Below are 18386 nucleotides of genomic sequence, written 5' to 3'. Positions count from 1 at the left end.
CAGAATAGGCCGTTGGGTGAGCGCTCGGAACTTAGCTGAGCCCCGCGTCCGCGGGGGAACGGTTAGGGGTGGATGTCGTATCGGAATCGAGCGGCCGGGTCAGTCCAGTGCCGAACAGCGCGTCGATCAGGATCGGGGCGGGCATCGCCTCGGCCAGCGTTTCGACCAGGCCGGACCACCGTGCCCTTGCCGACTTTGCCGCATCCGTCTTGGGCTCGGACAGCGCCGCGACGCGAACCGAAACGCCCATCTCGGCCAGCACCCGTGCGGCGACATAGCCGTCGCCACCGTTGTTACCGGGACCACACAGCATCAGAACTTCGTTCGTGCCCGCCAACCGGCGAACAGCCGCCGCGATTGCAGTACCGGCACGATCCATCAACGTTTCGACCGACACGCCGCCGGCGATTACCGCGTCTTCCGCCGCGCGCATTTCGGCGGCGGTCAGGATCGCCTGGCCCTCGATGTGAATCATGATGACTTGGTTGCGCTCTTGACGGTGGCCGGGAGGCGGTAGCGAGCGTCGCCGATCGACACCTCGATACCGTTGCCCTCGATCAGGCCGACCTTTGCGACCTCTGCCCCGTCTGCCGCGACAACACCACGGCCGTCGTGGGTGACGAGCAGGCGGCGAAACGCGCCATCAGGATGGCGGATCGTCAGGATCGGGCCAGTCTCGCCCTTGGCCTGTTCGATCGTGCAGACCGTTTCGAGCGCTGCGGCCCGCGGGCGCAGGGGATGCGGGGGTCGCCGGCGGACTTCTTGGCCTGCTTGGCGGTCTGCCCGGCCGCGACCTGCGTACTGGATGGCTTGCCTGGCCCGCATGCCGCGAGGGGGAACGACAAGAGGGCGAGGCACAGGAGGCGGTTCACTGTCTTACCGAAGCCGATATCTGAACCACCATCCGTCATCCCAGCGAAAGCTGGGATCTCCCCGTTCGGGTCGCGGCGCGCGCCAGCCGGGATACCCCAGCTTTCGCTGGAGTGACGGGTGGAGCGCGCGTCTCGTTTGCCTATCCGCGTGGTCTCAAATATCCGCGTAGACATGGGTTTCCGCTGCGGCTCCAGGATGCGTGACCGCGCCCTTGTACGCGGGGCCGACGGTCTTCGCATAGCGCCAGAGTGCGCCCGAGCCGTAATCGTTGGCGCGCGGCACCCACGCCGCGCGCCGCGCCGCCATCACGTCCTCGGGAACGTCGAGGTCGATCGTGCCGGCCTCGGCGTCGATGTGGATGATGTCGCCGTTCTCAACCAGCGCGATCGGGCCGCCGTCGGCTGCTTCGGGACCAACATGGCCGATGCAGAAACCGCGGGTGCCGCCGGAGAAGCGACCGTCGGTGATCAGCGCGACGCTCTCGCCCATGCCCAGACCGTAGAGCGCGGCGGTGGTCGACAGCATCTCGCGCATGCCGGGGCCGCCCTTGGGGCCTTCGTAGCGGATGACGATGACTTCACCCTCGTTGATCTCGCGGTTCTCGACCGCGGCGAAGGTGTCCTCCTCGCAATCGAACACGCGCGCCGGGCCGCTGAACTGAAGGCGGTGCAAGCCCGCGACCTTCACGATCGCGCCATCGGGGGCGAGGCTGCCGCGTAGGCCGACGACGCCGCCGGTCGGGGTGATCGGCGTGGTGATGTCATAGATGACCTTCTGGTCGGGATTCCACGTCACCTGGTCGATATTCTCGCCGAGCGTTTTGCCCGACACGGTCATGCAATTGCCGTCGAGGAACCCGCCGCTGAGCATCGTCTTCATCAGCATGTAGACGCCGCCGGCCTCGTACATGTCCTTCGCAACATACTTCCCGCCGGGCTTGAGGTCGGCGATGTACGGCGTGGTCTTGAAGGCCTCGGCGACGTCGAACAGGTCGAACTCGATGCCGACCTCATGCGCCATCGCGGGCAGATGCAGCGCGGCGTTGGTCGAGCCCCCGGTCGCGGCGACGACGCGCGCGGCGTTGATGAACGCCTCGCGCGTGCAGATGTCGCGCGGGCGGATGTTGCGCTCGATCAGCTCCATGATCTGGACGCCGGCGGCATGCGCGATCTGTTCGCGGCTGCTATACGGTGCGGGCGTCATGTTGCTGTTCGGCATCGACAATCCGATCGCCTCCGCGACGCAGGCCATCGTATTCGCGGTGAACTGGCCACCGCACGCGCCGGCGCTGGGACAGGCGACCTTTTCTAGCGCGTGGACTTCGGACAGCGGGCACGCGCCGGCTGCGTATTTGCCGACGATCTCGAACACGTCGACGACCGTCACGTCCTTGTCGTGGAAACGGCCGGGCAGGATCGAGCCGCCGTAGACGAAGATCGACGGCACGTTGAGCCGCAGCATCGCCATCATCATGCCGGGCAGCGACTTGTCGCAGCCGGCAAAGCCGATCAGCGCGTCGTAGCAATGGCCGCGCACGCTGAGCTCGACCGAGTCGGCGATGACCTCGCGGCTGACCAGGCTGGTCTTCATGCCCTGATGGCCCATCGCGATGCCGTCGGTGACGGTGATCGTGTTGAACCGGCGCGGCATGCCGCCGCCCTGGATCACGCCGAGCCGCGCGACATCGGCCTGTGCATCGAGCGTGATGTTGCAGGGCGCGCTATCGTTGCCGGCGCTGGCGACGGCGACGAACGGCTTGGCGATATCCTCTTCGGGGATCCCCATCGCGTAATAATAGCTGCGGTGCGGGGCGCGCTCGGGGCCGACCGAGACATGGCGGCTCGGCAGGCGTGATTTGTCGAAACGGTTGCTCATGGCGACCGCCTATGTCGCGGGAGGGGCCATTTGCGCAAGAGAGTTGCGTTGAATTTTCGGTGGGGCGACGCCTGCTTCCCTCGGGCTCATTCCAGATCCTCCCCTGCAAGGGGAGGTGGCGCGCAGCGGCGGAGGGGTAATGGCCTATCAAGGGCGGGCACCCCTCCGTCAGCGCTATGCGCTGCCACCTCCCCTGGCAGGGGAGGATACGAAAGAGGGGCGGGCCAGCGAAGGAGGTTTAAAGGCCTTCGAGCGCCTTCGCTACGCCGTCCATCGTGAAGGGCTTCTGCAACCGCGGACGATCGCGGAATTCGGGCGCCACGCCGTCATCGCCGCCGCCGGTGGCGAAGACAAAGGGGACGCCTTTTGCCGCCAAGGCCTCGGCAACCGCGGTGCTCTTTTCACCGCCGCGCAGGTTTACATCGAGGATCGCGCCGTCAACGCCGCCCTCCTCGATCCGCTTCAGGGCGTCGGCTACGGTATCGACCGAGCCTGCGACTCCCTTGTCCAGAACTTCGAGAAAATCCTCGAGCATCATGGCGATCAACGGTTCGTCCTCGACGATGAGGATCTGCTGGGGAGCGGTCATGCCATGCGCATAGTCGGGATTGTTACGACTTGCCAACATCTTGTTCGAATCACCGCGCGGCCAGCACGTCTCGTGCCGCCTCCGCGAGTTCCTGCACCGAGAAGGGCTTGGGCAGGAACGCGACGTTGTCGAGGTCGATCGACTTGCGCAACTGCTCCTCGGCATAGCCCGACATGAAGAGGATCGGGAGGTCGGGGAATTTCTCGCGCGCATGGCGGACCATCGTCGGGCCGTCCATCTGCGGCATGACGACGTCGCTGATCAGCAGGTCGGGGCGGCCGTGTTTCTCCAGCACTTCCAGGGCGACTTCGCCGTTCTCCGCGGTCAGCACGGTATAGCCCTGCCGCGCGAGCGCACGCTCGGCGACGGCGCGGACCATGTCCTCGTCCTCGACCAGCAGGATCGTGCCGGTACCCCAGAGATCGACCGGCTTGGGCGTGGGTTTCACCACCGCGGGGCGCGTCGTGGCGGGGGCCGAGTGGACCGGCAGGTACATCGAGAAGGTAGCGCCCTGCCCCGGCTTGCTGTCCGCGAAAATGTAGCCGCCGGACTGCTTGACGATGCCGTACACGGTGGAGAGGCCGAGGCCGGTGCCCTTGCCGAACTCCTTGGTGGTGAAGAACGGCTCGAAGATCTTGGGCAGTACATCGGGCGGGATGCCGGTGCCGGTGTCCTGCACGATCAGCGCGGTGTAGTCGGCGACGGGCAGGATGTCGGACGCCATCTCGCGCACTTCCGATGCCGGCACTGCGCGGGTGGTGATCGTCAGCACGCCGCCGCCCCGCGCGTTGGCGGAAACGATCGCGTCGCGCGCGTTGACCGCGAGATTGACCACCACTTGCTCAAGCTGGCCGGGATCGGCGCGGACCGGCCCCAGATTGCGGCCGTGCGTCATGTCGAGACGGACGTTCTCGCCCATCAGGCGCTTGAGCAAGTTCGATACCTCGGAGACGACGTCGGGCAGCTGGAGGATCTGCGGACGAAGCGTCTGCTGGCGCGAGAAGGCGAGCAGCTGGCGAGTCAGGCTGGCGGCGCGGTTCGAGTTGGTGCGGACCTGCTGGATGTCATCGTAATCGCTGTCGCCGGGCGAATGGCGCATCAGCATCAGGTCGCAATGGCCGATGATCGCGGTCAGGATATTGTTGAAATCATGCGCGACGCCGCCGGCAAGCTGGCCGACCGCCTGCATCTTCGTGGCTTGAGCGACCTCGCGCTTGAGGCGGCTCTCCTCGCTGTTGTCCTTGAGGCTGAGCAGGACGGCCGCATCGCCGAGCCCGCGCGCGCCGGCGATGGTCAGCGCGACCGGCTCGTCGGGGTGATCCTTCAGGCGGACGGCCATGTCGGCGGAGTGCGTCGCACCGTTCGCGAATTTGCGGATCGCGTCGGCGACCGCGGCCTTGTCCTCGCGGACGACGAGGTCGCCGGGATAGAGCGGCGGGGCGACCGCGTTGACGCCGGCCGCGCGCAGGAACGAATCGTTCATCTGCAGGAAGCGGCCGTCGCGATCGACCAGCGCCATCCCGAACGGCATCATGCTGACGAGGCTGCGGACGTGCGCGGAGGCACTGGCGCCGAGTGCGGGCGCGTCCTCCTCGTCGTCGAGCAGCGCGACCAGCACGGGCGCGTCGTCACCTTCGAGGAACGGGATCTGGAGAACGCGGAGTGGCGTCCCTTCGAGGCCTTCGCGTTCGAACCGAACGAGGCCGCGGCTGTCGGTGATGAGAAAACGGGCGAAGTCGCGGCCCTCGATCGGCTCGTAATCGTTGCCGCAAGCGCGTTTACGCAACACCCGGTTGGCGGTGCGGACGCGGCCATCGGGCGATAACAATGCCGCCATGATGCCGCTGCCGCCGAGCCGGTCGCCGGTCGGACCCGCGAGCAGCACGGCTAGGGTCTCGGCGAGGTCGTGTTCCTGCGCGGTGACGAAACGCCAGACCAGCATGTCGGCGTCGTCGCCGGCGCGGGCGATGGCCGCGGACAGGCAGATACCGCGGGCGTTGAGGCGGTCGACCTGCGCGGTGCCGTCACGCCACGCGGCGCGGCCGGCGTCGGCGAGATCCGCGACGCCGGCTTCGTCGAGCGGCAGGCCCGGCGGTGTAGGAAACCCTTCGAACAGCGCTTCGTAGGCGTCGTTCGCGCAGACCAGCCGCCCGGCACGGTCGGTGATCGCGATCGCGTCGGTGCCGGCCTCGGCGACGGCGCGCGTGAGGTCCCAGTCGACCGGGCGGGGCGCGTCCCTGATCACCGGGTTGAGCAGGCGCCAGGCGATGACCGCACCGACGACGATGATGGCAGCGGCAAAGAATCCGGCCGCGGCGATCCAGCTGCCGACAAGCAGCAGGACAATCCCGGCGGCGGCAATACCGGCGAGCGCGGCGACGAGCGCGGCGTTGCGGGCGGGGGTGGGTTTAGCGAACGATGCCATCGGCGGAGTCATCCGCTCAAGCGGGGTTGGGCGTCAAGCGCGATGCGTGTGATGGGGGTAGCGACGGCCCTGATCCCCACCGCTTCCTGAAACGGCACCACCCCGGCGGAGGCCGGGGCCCAGGTGGAAAAATGGTCGTAACGAAGCGCCGTCCGTCCTTAGCACCGTCCCCCAACTGGGCCCCGGCCTTCGCCGGGGTGGCGGCTATGATAGGCCGTCACGATCATCACCCCCGCTGTTCCCCCGCGAAGGCGGGGGTCCAGGGTTACGGAGGACAACGCTTGTGGCTCCTGGGCCCCCGCCTTCGCGGGGGAACCAGAGGTAGCCGGTGCACCCGTTACCAGATTCTAACGCGCTGCTCCGGAGCCAAATACAGCTTCTGGCCAGGCGTCGGCTTATATGCCGCGTACCAGGGGTCGAGGTTGCGCACGACCCAGGCGCGCTGCTGCGACGGCGAGTGAGGATCGGTCAGCAGGCGGTTGCGAAGGTTGGCTTCGCGGTAGTTGCGGCGCCAGACCTGCGCCCAGCCGAGATAGAAGCGCTGGTCGCCGGTGAACCCGTCGAGCACCGGCGCAGTCTTGCCGCCGAGTGCGGTGTGGTACGCGTCGTACGCCACCGTCAGACCCGCGAGATCGGCGATGTTCTCGCCCATCGTCAGCTGGCCCTTCACGTGCATGCCGGGGAGCGGTTCGTAGGCGTCATACTGGGCGCCGAGCTTGCCGGTGAGCGCGTTGAAGCCGGCGATGTCCTTCGGCGTCCACCAGTCGGTGAGCTGGCCCTTGGCGTCATACTTAGAGCCCTGGTCGTCGAAATGATGGCTCAGTTCGTGGCCGATCACCGCGCCGATGCCGCCGTAATTGACCGCGTCGTCGGCCTTCGGATCGAAGAACGGCGGCTGCAGGATCGCGGCGGGGAAGACGATCTCGACCATGCCGAAATTGGCGTAGGCGTTCACCGTCATCGGCGTCATGCCCCATTCCCAGCGCTGCAACGGCTTGCCGAGCTTGGAGATATTATCCTGGTGCTGCCATTCGTTCGCGCGCCATTCGTTGCCGAACGCATCGCCCGACGTGATCGTCAGGCCAGAGAAATCCTTCCACTGGCTCGGATAGCCGATCTTCGGCGTGAACGCGGCGAGCTTGGCGTGCGCCTTCACCTTGGTCTCGGGCGCCATCCACTCGAGCTTGTCGATCCGGCGGCCCATCGCGGCGAGCACGTTCTTGACGAGCTTGTCGGCCGCGGCCTTGGTCTCGGGCGGGAAATACTGTGCGACGTAGAGCTTGCTGACCTCGTCATCGAGCGCGCCCGAGGTGAACTGGACGCCGCGCTTCCAGCGGGCTTCCTGCTCAGGCGTGCCGCCGAGAACGGTGCCGTAGAACGCGAACTGCTCGGCATCGAACGCCTTGGGGAGGACGTCGGCATAGCCGTCGAGCGAGCGCAGGATCAGCTGGTCCTTGAGCACGCCGATCGGCGCGGTCGAGACGAGCTTGGCGATACCGGTGATCGCCGAGGGCTGTGCGACGATGACAGTCGGGACGGGCGTGCCGATCCCCTTGAAATACGCCGCGAAATCGAAGCCGGGCGCGCGTTTGGCGAGATCAGCGACGGTCATCTTGTTGTACGTCTTGGTGGCGTCGCGGCTGTCGACGCGGGTCCAGCTGACCTTGGCGATCTCGGTCTCGAACGCAAGCAAGGCGGTGGCCCGGGCCTCGGCATTGGGTTCGCCAGCGAGGGTCAGCATCTTGACGATGTGCGCGCGGTAGGCGTTGCGTGCCTCGACCAGTTTCGCGTCGGCGCTAAGGTAGTAATCGCGGTCGGGGAGGCCGAGGCCGGACTGGCCCAGCGAGAGCGCGTATTGCTCAGGCTGCTTGTCGTCCTGGCCGACGCCGCCGCCGAACGGGCCGCCGATCCCAGCGCGGTCCGCCTCGGCGAGGAGCGCGGGATATTGCGCGCGATCGCTCAGCGCGGCGATCTTCTTCAGCCATGGGCGGATCGGCGCGAGGCCCTTCGCCTCGATCGTGCCGGTGTCGAGGAAGGTCGCGTACGCGCGGCCGATCTTCGAGTTCGGGTCCTTCGCGGCGGTATCGAGGATGCCGCGGGTGCGCGTTTCGGACAGGTCGGAGAGAAGGTTGAACGAGCCGTAGTTCGACTTGTCCGCCGGGATCGGGTTGGTCTTCGCCCAATTGCCGTTGGCGAAGGTGTAGAAGTCGTCGCCGGGCTGGACGGTCTTGTCCATGCCCTTCTCGTCGAAGCCGAACGTGCCGTATTGGGCGCCGGTCGAGGTGGCTGGAGCGGCTGGCGTTGGCTCAGCCGTTTGCGAGATGGCGGCGGTGACGCCGGTGATGGCGGTTGCGGCCAGCAGGCCGGCGACGATGAACGACTTCATGTTTCTCTCCAAACTTCGTCACCCTGACGAAAGTCACAATCCAGAGCCGACAGCAGCGCGTGCGTGGCTCTGGATCCTGGGTCGAGCCCAGGATGACGGGACTCTATGGGACGGCGTCAGTTACCAGATACGGACGCGGTTGGCGGGGGCGAGGTAGCTCGCCTCACCCGGCTTGGCGCCGAATGCGGCGTACCACGGGTCGAGGTTGCGAACCGTGAGGACGCGCTGATGACCCGGCGAATGCGGGTCCGACAGCAACGCCTGCTGGAGCGCCGCGTCGCGCCACTTGGTGCGCCAGACACCCGCCCAACCGTAGTAGAAGCGTTGGTCGCCGGTGGTGCCGTCGATGATCGGCGCCTGCTTGCCGCCGAGCGACTTGTGATACGCGTCGTACGCGACCGTCAGGCCGGCAAGATCGGCGATGTTCTCGCCGAGAGTCAGGCCGCCCTGGATGTGCTGGCCGGGCAAGGGCTCGTACGCGTCATACTGCTTCACCAGCGCGTCGGTGAACACCTTGAAGCGCGCGACGTCCTGCGGCGTCCACCAATCGGTGAGCTTGCCGTTGAGGTCGTATTTGCGGCCTTGGTCGTCGAAATGATGGCTGATCTCGTGACCGATCACCGCGCCGATGCCGCCGTAATTGACCGCCGGGTCCGCCTTCGGATCGAAGAACGGGGGTTGCAGGATCGCGGCCGGGAAGACGACCTCGTTCATCGTCGGGTTGGCATAGGCGTTGATCGTCATCGGCGTCATGAACCACTCGCCGCGATCGATCGGCTGGCCCAGCTTCTTCAGGTCGCGGTCGTACTCGAACGCGTTGGCGCGCGCGACGTTACCGACGAGGTCGCCGCGCTGGATCTGGAGCGCAGAATAATCGCGCCACTTATCGGGATAGCCGATCTTCGGGGTGAAGGCGGCGAGCTTCGCAAGCGCCTTGGTCTTGGTCTCGGGCGCCATCCATTCGAGGTTCCGGAGACGCTCGCCCATCGCGGCGATGACGTTCTTGACGAGGTCGTCGGCGGCGGCCTTCGACGCGGGCGGGAAATACTTGGCCACGTACTGCTGGCCGATCGCCTCGCCCATTGCGCCCGACACGGTCGAGACTCCGCGCTTCCAGCGGACCTGCTGCTCGGGCGTGCCCGACAGCGTGGTGCCGTAGAACGCGAAGTTGGTCTTGTCGAAGTCGCTCGACAGATACGGCGCGTAGGCGCGCAGCACCTTGAGCATCGCATAGTCCTGGAGGACGTTGACCGGCGTGTCGGCGAAGACCTTGGCCTCGCCGGTCACCGCGCTCGGCTGTGCGACGAGGTAGAACGGACGGCCGGTGACGCCCATCGCGGTCATATACTGCGCCCACGGGAAGCCAGGCGCCTTCGCGGCGAAGTCGGCGGCGGTCCATTTGTTGTAGGTCTTGTCGGCGTCGCGGCTCTCGATCCGCGTCCAGTGCGCGGTCGCGAGGCCCTTCTCCATATTGAAGACGGCGGCGGCGCGGGTGGCGGCGTTGGGCTCGCCGGCGAGCGTCAACATCCGCGTGAGATACGCTTCGTACGCGGTGCGGATGGTGGCGAGCTTGGCGTCGTCCTTGAGGTAATAATCACGGTCCGGGAGGCCGATACCGCTCTGGCCGAGCTGGACGACATAGGTGGTCGGGTCCTTGTCGTCCTGCGATACGCCGACGCCGACGAGGCCGCCGACACCTTGCCGCTGGAGTTTGGCAATCTCGGTGACGAGTGCGGTCTTGTCCTGGGTCGCCTTCAGCGCGGCGAGCATCGGCTTGACCGGCGTGGCGCCCTTCGCGTTCACCGCCGCCTCGTCCATGAAGCTCGTGTAGAAATCACCGACCTTGTCGCCGGGCGTCTTGGCGGAGACGTCGAGGATCGTGCGGGTGCGTTCGAGCGACAGGTCCTGAAGGACGTGGAACATGCCGTAGGACGAGCGATCGGCAGGGATCGGCGTGGTCTTCACCCAGCCACCGTTCGCGTAATCGAAGAAGTCGGTGCCCGGCGTCACGCTGGTATCGCGGCCGGCCATGTCGAAGCCGAAATCGCCGATCTGCGGCTTGTTCGCGTCCCTGGCCGCGACCGGGCCTTTCGCGGCCTTCGCCAGCACAGGCGATGGGCGGTTGGTGCTGGGTTTCGTCTGGGCGAAAGCCGACGCCGCGGACGCGAGCAGGATCACGGTAACAATCGACTTGCGCATCAAGAACCTCGGAGAAAGATCGTCAGGATGCGGTGTGTTCTACGCCGATAGGACGGTCCGTCAATTCCAACCGGTGTCAAATGTTACGAAACATGACCGTGACGATTATCATGCCGATGCCGCCACTTGCGCGCGATCCACAGCCGCCAGCCAAGCGCACTGAGCGCATAGCCGCCGACCGAACACACCACCGTGATGACCAGCAGGCCGAGCGCAGTGGCGGGCCCCGCCTGCATCAGCCACGGGATCCATTCGGTGCGCGCGGCGGCGTCGGCGACGGGCTGGCCTGGGACATGCTCGTCGAGCCGAAGCATTGATGATCCTATCCAATAGGCGGCGATCCAGAGCGGCGGCGTCGTCAGCGGATTGGTGATGAAGGTGGTCAGCGCCGCGGTCGGCACGTTGGCGCGGAACGGCAATGCGAAGATCGCCGCGACCGGCGTCTGCGCGACCGGGATCAGGATGCCCGCGACCATCCCCAGCGCAACGCCGCGCGGGACCGAGCGGCGGGTAAAGCGCCAGAGTTCGGGTGCGAGCACGCGGTGCGCGACCGGGCGAAGGAGACGATTCCGCTCCATCGATTCGCGGGTCGGCAGATTACGATGCGACCACGCCGCGAGACGCCCGAATATGCTCAAGACGATAGGGTCATCGACACCGGCGCCACGTCGGTTATCCGCGATCCCGCATGATCCGGCCCTGCTCGCGCTTCCAGTCCTGTTCCTTCACCGAATCGCGCTTGTCGTGGTTCTGCTTGCCCTTGGCGAGCGCCAGTTCGATCTTCGCACGGCCCTTCGAATTGAAGTAGATCATCAGCGGCACGAGCGTCATGCCTTGGCGCGCGACCGCACCGAACATCTTGTTGATCTCGCGCTCGTGCAGCAGCAATTTACGCGGCCGCTTGGGTTCGTGGTTGAAGCGGTTGCCGTGGCTGAATTCGGGGATGTTCGAATTGACCAGGACGACATTCTTGCCCTTCACCTCGGCATAGGCCTCGGCGATCGATCCCTCGCCGCCGCGCAACGCCTTCACCTCGGTGCCGGTGAGCGCAATGCCCGCCTCGAACACCTGCTCGATGTAATAGTCGTACCGCGCGCGCCGGTTCTCGGCGACGATCTTGGTCTTCTCGAAGGTCGGGGGTTTGGGACGTGCCATGGGACGCGCGATGTAGGAGGTCGGAGGGCTTAGGGGAAGCGGGGGCGGTGTTTGCGCTTCCGTTTATTCCCTCACGCGCCGTCATCCTGACGAAAGTCAGAACCCAGGATTGCGGAGCGATGCCCTGCTTGGCTCTGGGTCCTGACGTTCGTCAGGATGACGGAGTGGGTTTCAGGCGAGACGCGCGTGCGCCACGGCCGCATCAACCGCCGCGCGCGAGGCCTCACCGGCGGGGGTCATCGGCAGTCGGAGCGTTTCGGGGAAGCCTTCCCGCACCTTGGTCATCGCGTATTTCACCGGCCCCGGCGACGCGTCGGTGAACAGCGCTTCGTGGAGCGGATAGAGCTGGTCCTGATACGCCAGCGCCTTGACGAAATCGCCGGCCTGGCATGCTGCCTGGAACTCCGCGCAGAGCTTCGGCGCGACGTTGGCCGTCACCGAGATGCAGCCGGTGCCGCCCATAACGTTGAACGCCAGCGCGAGGTCGTCGTTACCCGACAGCTGGCAGAAGTCCGGCCCGCACGACGCGCGATGCTGGGAAACGCGGGCGAGGACGCCGCTCGCATCCTTCACGCCGACGAAGACGTCCGGGAACGCCTTCACGATCCGTGCGAGCGTCGCGGGCTGGATATCCGTCACCGTCCGCGCGGGGACGTTGTAGAGGATGATCGGCAGCGGGGTCGACGCGGCGAGCGCTTCGAAATGGCGGAAGATACCCTCCTGCCCCGGCCGGTTGTAATAGGGCGGCACCATCAGCGCGGCGTCGGCGCCGGCGTCCTTCGCAGCGCGCAGATTGGCGGAGGCGACGCGCGTATCGTTCGAGCCTGCTCCGGCAATCACCGGCACGCGGCCCTTCGCCTGGTCGACGCAGACGCGGACGACGGGGAAGTGTTCGTCGTACGACAGGGTCGCCGCTTCACCGGTGGTACCGCACGCGACGAGGCCCGACGAGCCCTCGGCGATCTGCCATTCGATGAAGTCGCGGTAAGCCGGTTCGTCGAAGCTGCCATCGGCGGCGAACGGCGTGACGAGCGCGGGGATCGATCCTGAAAACATGCGGTAGCCTGCGTCCATACTAGAAGAGAAGTCTGGCCTGTTGCGCCAAATACCGGGTGAAATCCGGATTTCGTTCAGGACAGATACGGGTTCGAAGCGTATGCTGTCCACATGGTAGCATCGATGTTGAAAACGAGCCTTCTTCTTGCAGTCGTCGCACAGACCGCTGTTTCCTCAGGCGCGGGTCAACAGACGCTCGATCGGTACAGCACGCAATTGGCCAATATGGGGCCGAACGCGCAGCCGATGGCAACCGACGGAGCGATCGCCTCGACGATCGCCCAGTGGCGGGCGTTGCAGCAGACCGACGCGCTGCCGTTCGACAGTTACGCAGGCTTCCTGATGGCGCATCCGGGCTGGCCGAACGAGACGGCAAACCGGCGCGCGGCCGAGCGCAAGGCGGCGACCGGTTCGCCCAATAGCGTTGTCGCGTTCTTCCGCCGGTATCCCCCGCAGTCCGCATCCGGCGGCGTCGCCTACGCACGGGCTTTGCAGGCAACCGGCGCGCGGGATCAGGCCTACGCAGCGGTGCGGACGGCGTGGCGCAGCGCCGGGCTGACGCCGACCGACGAGGCGATGGTGGTGTCGGGCTTCCCCGGTGCGCTAACGCCGGACGACCAGGACGCGCGAATGGACGCGCTGTTGTGGGCGGGCCAGACCGTTGCGGCGCAACGGCAATTGGTGTGGACGAGTGCAGCAAGGCGTCCCGTATTCGAGGCACGGCTCGCGTTCCGGACGAATGCGCCGAACGCGTCGGATATCTCGGCTTCGACGCAGACCCTGTATGCGAACGACGCTGGCTATGTCGCGGACCGGGCGCAGTGGTTGCGCAATTCGGGTGCAAGCCCTTCGGCGCGCGCGTGGCTGGCGCGGCCCCGGTCGCTGGCGACGCGGCCTGGCAACGCGGCGGAATGGTACGAGGTGCTCGTTACCAATGCGAACGGCGCAGCGAACGACGGGCAGTATCAGGTCGCCTACGATATCGCGCGGCAGATCGACGACGCGTATCCGTTCGGCACCGACGTCTCGACGAAATCCTATGCCGAGCGCGACGAATACACCAATCTCGCCTGGCTCGGTGGACGCGTGGCGATGAAGCAGCTCGGGCGCCCAGCGGACGCTATGACGCTGTTCGACCGGTACGCGCGCGGCTCGCGATCGCCTCAGGTGCGGTCGAAGGGCTATTATTGGGCGGGGCGTGCGGCGGAAGCGGCTGGGTTGGCGCCTCAGGCGGCGGCGTTCTACGGCCAGGCGGCGGGGTACCGCGATCAATATTATGGGCAGCTCGCCAACGAGCGGACCGGGCGCGCGCTGGTCGCGCCGCCTTCGGTCGCGTCGGTGGCGGTCGATCCGGCGGCGCGGGCTGCGTTCGATCGGCGCGAGACGGTGCGCGCGGTCAAGTTCCTCGGGCAGATCGCCGACTGGCAGGACCAGACCGCGTTCGTCCGCCAGATCGCCGCGGATGCGACGACCGATACCGATCATCTGCTCGCCGCCGAACTGTCGAAGAGCATCAACCGCCCCGATCTCGGCGTGATGGTCGGGCGTAGTGCGCTGGCGAACGGGCTCAGCGATTATTCTGCGGTCGGCTTCCCGATGGTGTCGGTGCCGTCGGGGTATGAGGATAACTGGACGATCATCCACGCGATCTCGCGGCAGGAGAGCCAGTTCGATCGGGCTGCGGTTTCGCATGCGGGTGCGCGTGGGTTGATGCAGCTGATGCCGGCGACTGCGCGCGAGCAGTCGGGCAAGATTGGCCTCGCCTACAACCAGGCGGCACTGACGACCGATCCGAACATGTCGATCATGCTGGGCTCGAGCTATTTTCAGCGAGTCTACGCCAATTACGGCAGTTATCCGCTGGCTGTGGCGGCGTATAATGCAGGCGGCGGCAACGTGAACAAATGGCTCCGCGCGAACGGCGACCCGCGGACCGGGGCGGTCGACATGGTCGATTGGGTCGAGGCGATCCCGTACCAGGAGACGCGCAACTATGTGCAGCGCGTGTTGGAGAATGCGGTGGTGTACGACCTGATGAACCCCGCGCGGGCGAAGAGCCGGGGGGCGGCAAGGTTGTCGTGGTATCTGGGGAAGAACCGGCCCGGTTGATCACTTAGATCCCTTAAGAGTGTTCCCCGCCCCAAACACCCGTCACCCCAGCGAAAGCTGGGGTCTGCCGGTTGTCGGTCGGACTTGGGCCGCGGAAGACCCCAGCTTTCGCTGGGGTGACGGGCGGGGCTGCCGAGATGACGGGCGTTGCTGCCGAGATGACGAGTGTTGCGGTCAAGAAGACGGTTGTTCCGGCTAGGGTGACCGAACTCGAGGCGGTATAGCCTCGCGCATGGACCGCCCGAACTACATCACTCCCTCCGGCTACACCGTACTCCGTATAGAATACGAGCAACTCCTGTCGACCGAGCGCCCCGCCTTGGTCGAAGTCATCTCCTGGGCCGCCGGCAACGGCGACCGCTCGGAAAACGGCGACTATATCTACGGACGCAAACGTCTCCGCGAGATCGACCGGCGGTTGGGGTGGCTGTCGAAGCGCATGAAGGCGGCCAAGGTCGTCGATCCCGCCACCCAGGAAGACCGCTCGCGCGTCTGGTTCGGCGCGTGCGTGACGGTCGCGGACCAGGACGACGTCGAGCGGGTGCTGACGCTGGTCGGCGATGACGAGACAGACGCAAGCAACGGGCGGATCGGTTGGAACTCGCCCTTCGCACGGGCCTTGCGCGGCGCAGCGATCGGTGACGTGCGGCGGGTGGACCTCCCCGCCGGCGAACGCGAATATGAGGTAATCGCGATCGCCTATCCCTGAACGGTCCGTTTCGGTTTCAGTCGATTGACCCCGCCCCGCGCCCGTGTGACGTTTCGCTCACGCAACGACACCCGAGGACTTCCCCATGCCGATACCCGCCACCTGGTCCGTCCGCCTGCTCAGCGTCATGCGCATCGTCGTCGCGCTAGTGTTCTTCAGCCACGGAATCTCGAAGTTCTTCGGTCTGCCGCCCTTCCCGATTCCGACGAATCCGCTGCTCTACGTCGCAGGGATCCTCGAAGTCGTCGGCGGCGGCATGCTGATCATCGGCCTGTTCACGCGGCCAGTGGCGTTCGTGCTGTCGGGCATGTCCGCGGTCGCCTATTTCCTAGCGCATTTCCCGCAAGGCCCCTTCCCGATCGCCAATGGCGGCGAGCCCGCGGTGCTCTACTGCTTCGTCTTCCTGTACCTTGCCGCGGCCGGTGGCGGCGCGTGGAGCGTGGACGCGGGCGCGCGCGCGGCTAATCCTGCGCGCATGATCGATACCACAACGCGCAACGTCGCCCTCCTGATCGACGCGGACAATGCGTCCGCGGCGACCCTCGACCCGGTGCTGACCGTCCTTGCCGAGCTCGGCACGGTCAACGTCCGGCGGGTCTATGGCAACTGGTCGAAGCCCGCGCTGAAGGCGTGGAGCGACATGTCGATCAAGCACGGCATCGAGCCGCAGCAGCAGTTCGACCTGACCAAGGGCAAGAACGCGACCGACATGAAGATGACGATCGACGCGATGGACCTACTGTTCCGCGGGCGCATCGACGGCTTCGGCATCATGTCGTCGGACAGCGATTTCATGCCGCTCGCGACGCGCATCCGACAGGATGGCATCCCGGTGTATGGCTTCGGGACGAGCCGTACGCCCGAGGGTTTCCGCCAGGCGTGCACGCGGTTCATCGACGTCGGCGCGCTGAACGAGACGTCGCAGGCGATGCCCGCGCCGACCCCGGCCCCCGTCGCTGGCGAGAAGGCTGCGGCGCCGGCACCGGTCGCTCGGCCGAAGACCGCGCAGCCGATCGACGAGCAGGTGATCAAGCTGCTGATCGACGCGTACAATGCGGTGAAGCGCGACGAGAAGGGCTATGCCAGCGTCGCCGAACTCGGCCAGCTGGCGGGTAACCGGTCGAGCTTCGATGCGCGGAACTACGGCTTCAACCGATTGTCGGATTTGATCGAGACGATCCCGAACTTCCAGCATGAGCGGCGCGAAGGTGGGCGTTCGTTCGTCAAGCGGCTGCGGTAACTCCCGTCATCCTGACGAAAGTCAGGATCCAGAGCCACGAGGGGCCGCGCGCGGATATCCTGGATCCTGACTTTCGTCAGGATGACGGGAACCGGACTCACCCCGTAGGCTGCAACCGCCCGCCCGGCTCGCTCATCCCGTGCGCCTGTTCCTCGCTATCGTCGGGCACCACCAGCGCGCCCTTCCGCCAGTTCCCGTAGCGATAATAGCCGATCGCGATCGCCAACGTCGCGAGCGACCCCAGCGGAAAGCTCCACCACAGCGCATCCGCCCCAAGCCACGGCTTCGCCAGCAACCCAAAGCCGATCCGCACGGGATACAGCGCGACGATCAGCGCGATCAGCGGCGCGATTACCGCGCCGTTCGCGCGGACGGTCGAGAACAGCACCATCGTCATGCCGAACAGGATGAAATTCCAGCTCGCGATCAGCTGAATATGCCGCGCGATCGGCAGCGCCGGGCTGTCGCTGCCGATGAACAACGTCATCACAGGGCGGTCGAACAGGATCACCACGGCGACCATCGCCCCGGTCAGCGCGACGTTGAACAACAGGCCGTATTTGGTGATGTCGCCGACCCGGTCCCAGCGGCCCGCGCCGATATTCTGCGCCGCCATCGAACTGACCGCGGCACCGATCGCCAGCGCGGGCATCTGGATATAGGTCCACAGCTGCTGCGAGACGGCGTAGGCCGCCGCGGTGTCGACGCCGAGCCGGTTGACCAGTCCGACCATCGCAAGGCCGGCAGTCGACATGACGAGCATCTGCGCGCCCATCGGCAGGCCTTTTCGGACGATCGTGCCGGTCAGTGCGCGCTCGGGGATGAGGTAGCGGAGTTCGTTGCCGCGTAGCCTCAGCGGCAGGTCGCGCTTGTAAATGTAGGCGATCAACCCGAGCAACGAGACGTGGCTGGCGACCAGCGTCGCCATCGCCGAGCCGGCGATCCCCATCTGCGGGAACGGGCCGATGCCGGCGATCAGCAGCGGGTTGAGCCCGCTGTCGAGCAGCGCGCTGAGTAGCATGAACCAGAGCGGCGTCATCGAATCGCCGGTGCCGCGCAAGCCCATCATCAGCAGCACAATCATCATCGACGCGGGCAGACCGAGGAAGATCACGCGGAGGTATGCAAGCGCGAGCGGCATCGCGTCGCCGGGGGTAGCGAGCAGGTGCAGTATCTCGGGCGCGAACACCCAGCCGAGCGCGGCGATCACGATCGCGCCGCCGAGCACGAGACCGACGGCCGAGCCGAACGCGCGGCGTGCACCCTCCAGGTCGTGACGACCGAAGCTCTGCCCGACCAGGATCGTCGCCGCCATGCCGAACCCAAACACCGCGCCGAAGGTAAGGAACATGATGATGTTGGCGTTCGAGGTGGCAGCAAGTGCGCCCTCGCCGAGGTAGCGCCCGACCCAGATCGCGTTGATAGAGCCGTTGAGCGACTGGAGGATGTTCGAGCCGAGCGTCGGGAGCGCGAACGCGAGCAGCGTGCGGCCTATGTGCCCGGTGGTAAGGTCGCGCTGGCCGGGTTTGCCGCGGGGGCGGCTAGGTGCGCCTGAATCAGAGGCCAGGCCGGGGTTGCCGCCAGGCTGCCGGTCGGATTGCAGATCGCTCACACAGTCACTCCGTCATGCCGGACTCGTTCCGGCATCCACCGGTGTACGCGCGCGCGCCTGTCAACGGTACGCCTAGCCGCGGAGTGGGTTCCGGAACAAGGCACCAAGTCCCCTGCTCCGAACCAAGCGCATCCTGTTTCCCCGCGAAGGCGGGGATC

The 18386-nt window shown here is 66.3% G+C and carries 14 protein-coding genes and 1 pseudogene; 4 read left to right on the top strand and 11 right to left on the bottom strand.

Going from position 1 to position 18386, the window contains the following annotated elements:
* Positions 1 to 31: 31 nt before the first annotated feature.
* From QP164_RS00895 to dapA, 10 genes are all read right to left on the bottom strand, one after another.
* The gene (locus tag QP164_RS00895) at positions 32 to 475 is read right to left on the bottom strand and encodes an NAD(P)H-hydrate epimerase (RefSeq protein ID WP_333921828.1); all 444 of its coding nucleotides are present in this window, start codon (positions 473 to 475) and stop codon (positions 32 to 34) included.
* Entirely contained in the window at positions 472 to 825 is a 354-nt protein-coding gene (locus QP164_RS00890) for a hypothetical protein (RefSeq protein WP_333921827.1), read from the bottom strand. Before QP164_RS00890 ends, QP164_RS00895 begins: the two co-directional genes overlap by 4 nt.
* A 201-nt stretch (positions 826 to 1026) precedes the next feature.
* Positions 1027 to 2748, bottom strand: a complete 1722-nt coding sequence (ilvD, locus tag QP164_RS00885) for a dihydroxy-acid dehydratase (RefSeq protein WP_333921826.1) — start codon at positions 2746 to 2748, stop codon at positions 1027 to 1029.
* 238 nt (positions 2749 to 2986) lie between these two features.
* The gene (locus tag QP164_RS00880; protein WP_093399563.1) at positions 2987 to 3337 is read right to left on the bottom strand and encodes a response regulator; all 351 of its coding nucleotides are present in this window, start codon (positions 3335 to 3337) and stop codon (positions 2987 to 2989) included.
* Between the two features lie 49 nt (positions 3338 to 3386).
* Positions 3387 to 5762, bottom strand: coding sequence for a hybrid sensor histidine kinase/response regulator (locus tag QP164_RS00875; RefSeq protein WP_333921825.1), 2376 nt, complete (start codon positions 5760 to 5762; stop codon positions 3387 to 3389).
* Between the two features lie 337 nt (positions 5763 to 6099).
* Positions 6100 to 8148 carry a M13 family metallopeptidase gene (locus QP164_RS00870; protein ID WP_333921824.1) on the bottom strand — a complete coding sequence of 683 codons (2049 nt, stop codon included), beginning with the start codon at positions 8146 to 8148 and terminating at the stop codon, positions 6100 to 6102.
* Positions 8149 to 8268: 120 nt separating this feature from the next.
* Positions 8269 to 10347, bottom strand: coding sequence for a M13 family metallopeptidase (locus QP164_RS00865; protein WP_333921823.1), 2079 nt, complete (start codon positions 10345 to 10347; stop codon positions 8269 to 8271).
* A gap of 83 nt (positions 10348 to 10430) precedes the next feature.
* Positions 10431 to 10925, bottom strand: coding sequence for a DUF2062 domain-containing protein (locus QP164_RS00860; RefSeq protein ID WP_333924149.1), 495 nt, complete (start codon positions 10923 to 10925; stop codon positions 10431 to 10433).
* Between the two features lie 94 nt (positions 10926 to 11019).
* Positions 11020 to 11502, bottom strand: a complete 483-nt coding sequence (smpB, locus tag QP164_RS00855; RefSeq protein ID WP_055879372.1) for an SsrA-binding protein SmpB — start codon at positions 11500 to 11502, stop codon at positions 11020 to 11022.
* Between the two features lie 171 nt (positions 11503 to 11673).
* Complete coding sequence (gene dapA, locus QP164_RS00850; RefSeq protein ID WP_333921822.1) at positions 11674 to 12558, bottom strand: 4-hydroxy-tetrahydrodipicolinate synthase; 885 nt, start codon at positions 12556 to 12558, stop codon at positions 11674 to 11676.
* Positions 12559 to 12669: 111 nt separating this feature from the next.
* Between dapA and QP164_RS00845 the strand changes: the two genes are divergently transcribed.
* The 4 genes and pseudogenes from QP164_RS00845 to QP164_RS00830 all read left to right on the top strand — a co-directional run bounded on the left by QP164_RS00845 (position 12670) and on the right by QP164_RS00830 (position 16616).
* Positions 12670 to 14667: a lytic transglycosylase domain-containing protein gene (locus QP164_RS00845; protein ID WP_333921821.1), complete on the top strand. Its 1998-nt coding sequence runs from the start codon at positions 12670 to 12672 to the stop codon at positions 14665 to 14667.
* Between the two features lie 232 nt (positions 14668 to 14899).
* Positions 14900 to 15376: a transcription elongation factor GreB gene (greB, locus tag QP164_RS00840; protein ID WP_332755305.1), complete on the top strand. Its 477-nt coding sequence runs from the start codon at positions 14900 to 14902 to the stop codon at positions 15374 to 15376.
* A gap of 85 nt (positions 15377 to 15461) precedes the next feature.
* Positions 15462 to 15701, top strand: a pseudogene (locus QP164_RS00835) (DoxX family protein); the annotation flags it as partial.
* Positions 15702 to 15851: 150 nt separating this feature from the next.
* The gene (locus QP164_RS00830) at positions 15852 to 16616 is read left to right on the top strand and encodes an NYN domain-containing protein (RefSeq protein WP_132739221.1); all 765 of its coding nucleotides are present in this window, start codon (positions 15852 to 15854) and stop codon (positions 16614 to 16616) included.
* Positions 16617 to 16713: 97 nt separating this feature from the next.
* Here the strand turns inward: QP164_RS00830 and QP164_RS00825 are convergent, their stop codons facing one another.
* The gene (locus QP164_RS00825; RefSeq protein WP_333924148.1) at positions 16714 to 18183 is read right to left on the bottom strand and encodes an MATE family efflux transporter; all 1470 of its coding nucleotides are present in this window, start codon (positions 18181 to 18183) and stop codon (positions 16714 to 16716) included.
* Positions 18184 to 18386: the final 203 nt, after the last annotated feature.

It is taken from the genome of Sphingomonas sp. LR59, from assembly GCF_036855945.1.
In the GTDB taxonomy this organism is placed as follows: Bacteria; Pseudomonadota; Alphaproteobacteria; order Sphingomonadales; family Sphingomonadaceae; genus Sphingomonas.
The sequence above is the reverse complement of the archived record's forward strand: the minus strand, read 5'-3'. Positions and strand labels throughout refer to the sequence as shown.

Bases quoted from the DNA above. Each gene is read 5' to 3' on its own strand.
- QP164_RS00895 (WP_333921828.1), bottom strand. From the start codon at position 475: ATGATTCACATCGAGGGCCAGGCGATCCTGACCGCCGCCGAAATGCGC.
- QP164_RS00890 (WP_333921827.1), bottom strand. From the start codon at position 825: ATGCGGGCCAGGCAAGCCATCCAGTACGCAGGTCGCGGCCGGGCAGAC.
- ilvD (WP_333921826.1), bottom strand. From the start codon at position 2,748: ATGAGCAACCGTTTCGACAAATCACGCCTGCCGAGCCGCCATGTCTCG.
- QP164_RS00880 (WP_093399563.1), bottom strand. From the start codon at position 3,337: ATGACCGCTCCCCAGCAGATCCTCATCGTCGAGGACGAACCGTTGATC.
- QP164_RS00875 (WP_333921825.1), bottom strand. From the start codon at position 5,762: ATGGCATCGTTCGCTAAACCCACCCCCGCCCGCAACGCCGCGCTCGTC.
- QP164_RS00870 (WP_333921824.1), bottom strand. From the start codon at position 8,148: ATGAAGTCGTTCATCGTCGCCGGCCTGCTGGCCGCAACCGCCATCACC.
- QP164_RS00865 (WP_333921823.1), bottom strand. From the start codon at position 10,347: ATGCGCAAGTCGATTGTTACCGTGATCCTGCTCGCGTCCGCGGCGTCG.
- QP164_RS00860 (WP_333924149.1), bottom strand. From the start codon at position 10,925: ATGGAGCGGAATCGTCTCCTTCGCCCGGTCGCGCACCGCGTGCTCGCA.
- smpB (WP_055879372.1), bottom strand. From the start codon at position 11,502: ATGGCACGTCCCAAACCCCCGACCTTCGAGAAGACCAAGATCGTCGCC.
- dapA (WP_333921822.1), bottom strand. From the start codon at position 12,558: ATGTTTTCAGGATCGATCCCCGCGCTCGTCACGCCGTTCGCCGCCGAT.
- QP164_RS00845 (WP_333921821.1), top strand. From the start codon at position 12,670: ATGGTAGCATCGATGTTGAAAACGAGCCTTCTTCTTGCAGTCGTCGCA.
- greB (WP_332755305.1), top strand. From the start codon at position 14,900: ATGGACCGCCCGAACTACATCACTCCCTCCGGCTACACCGTACTCCGT.
- QP164_RS00830 (WP_132739221.1), top strand. From the start codon at position 15,852: ATGATCGATACCACAACGCGCAACGTCGCCCTCCTGATCGACGCGGAC.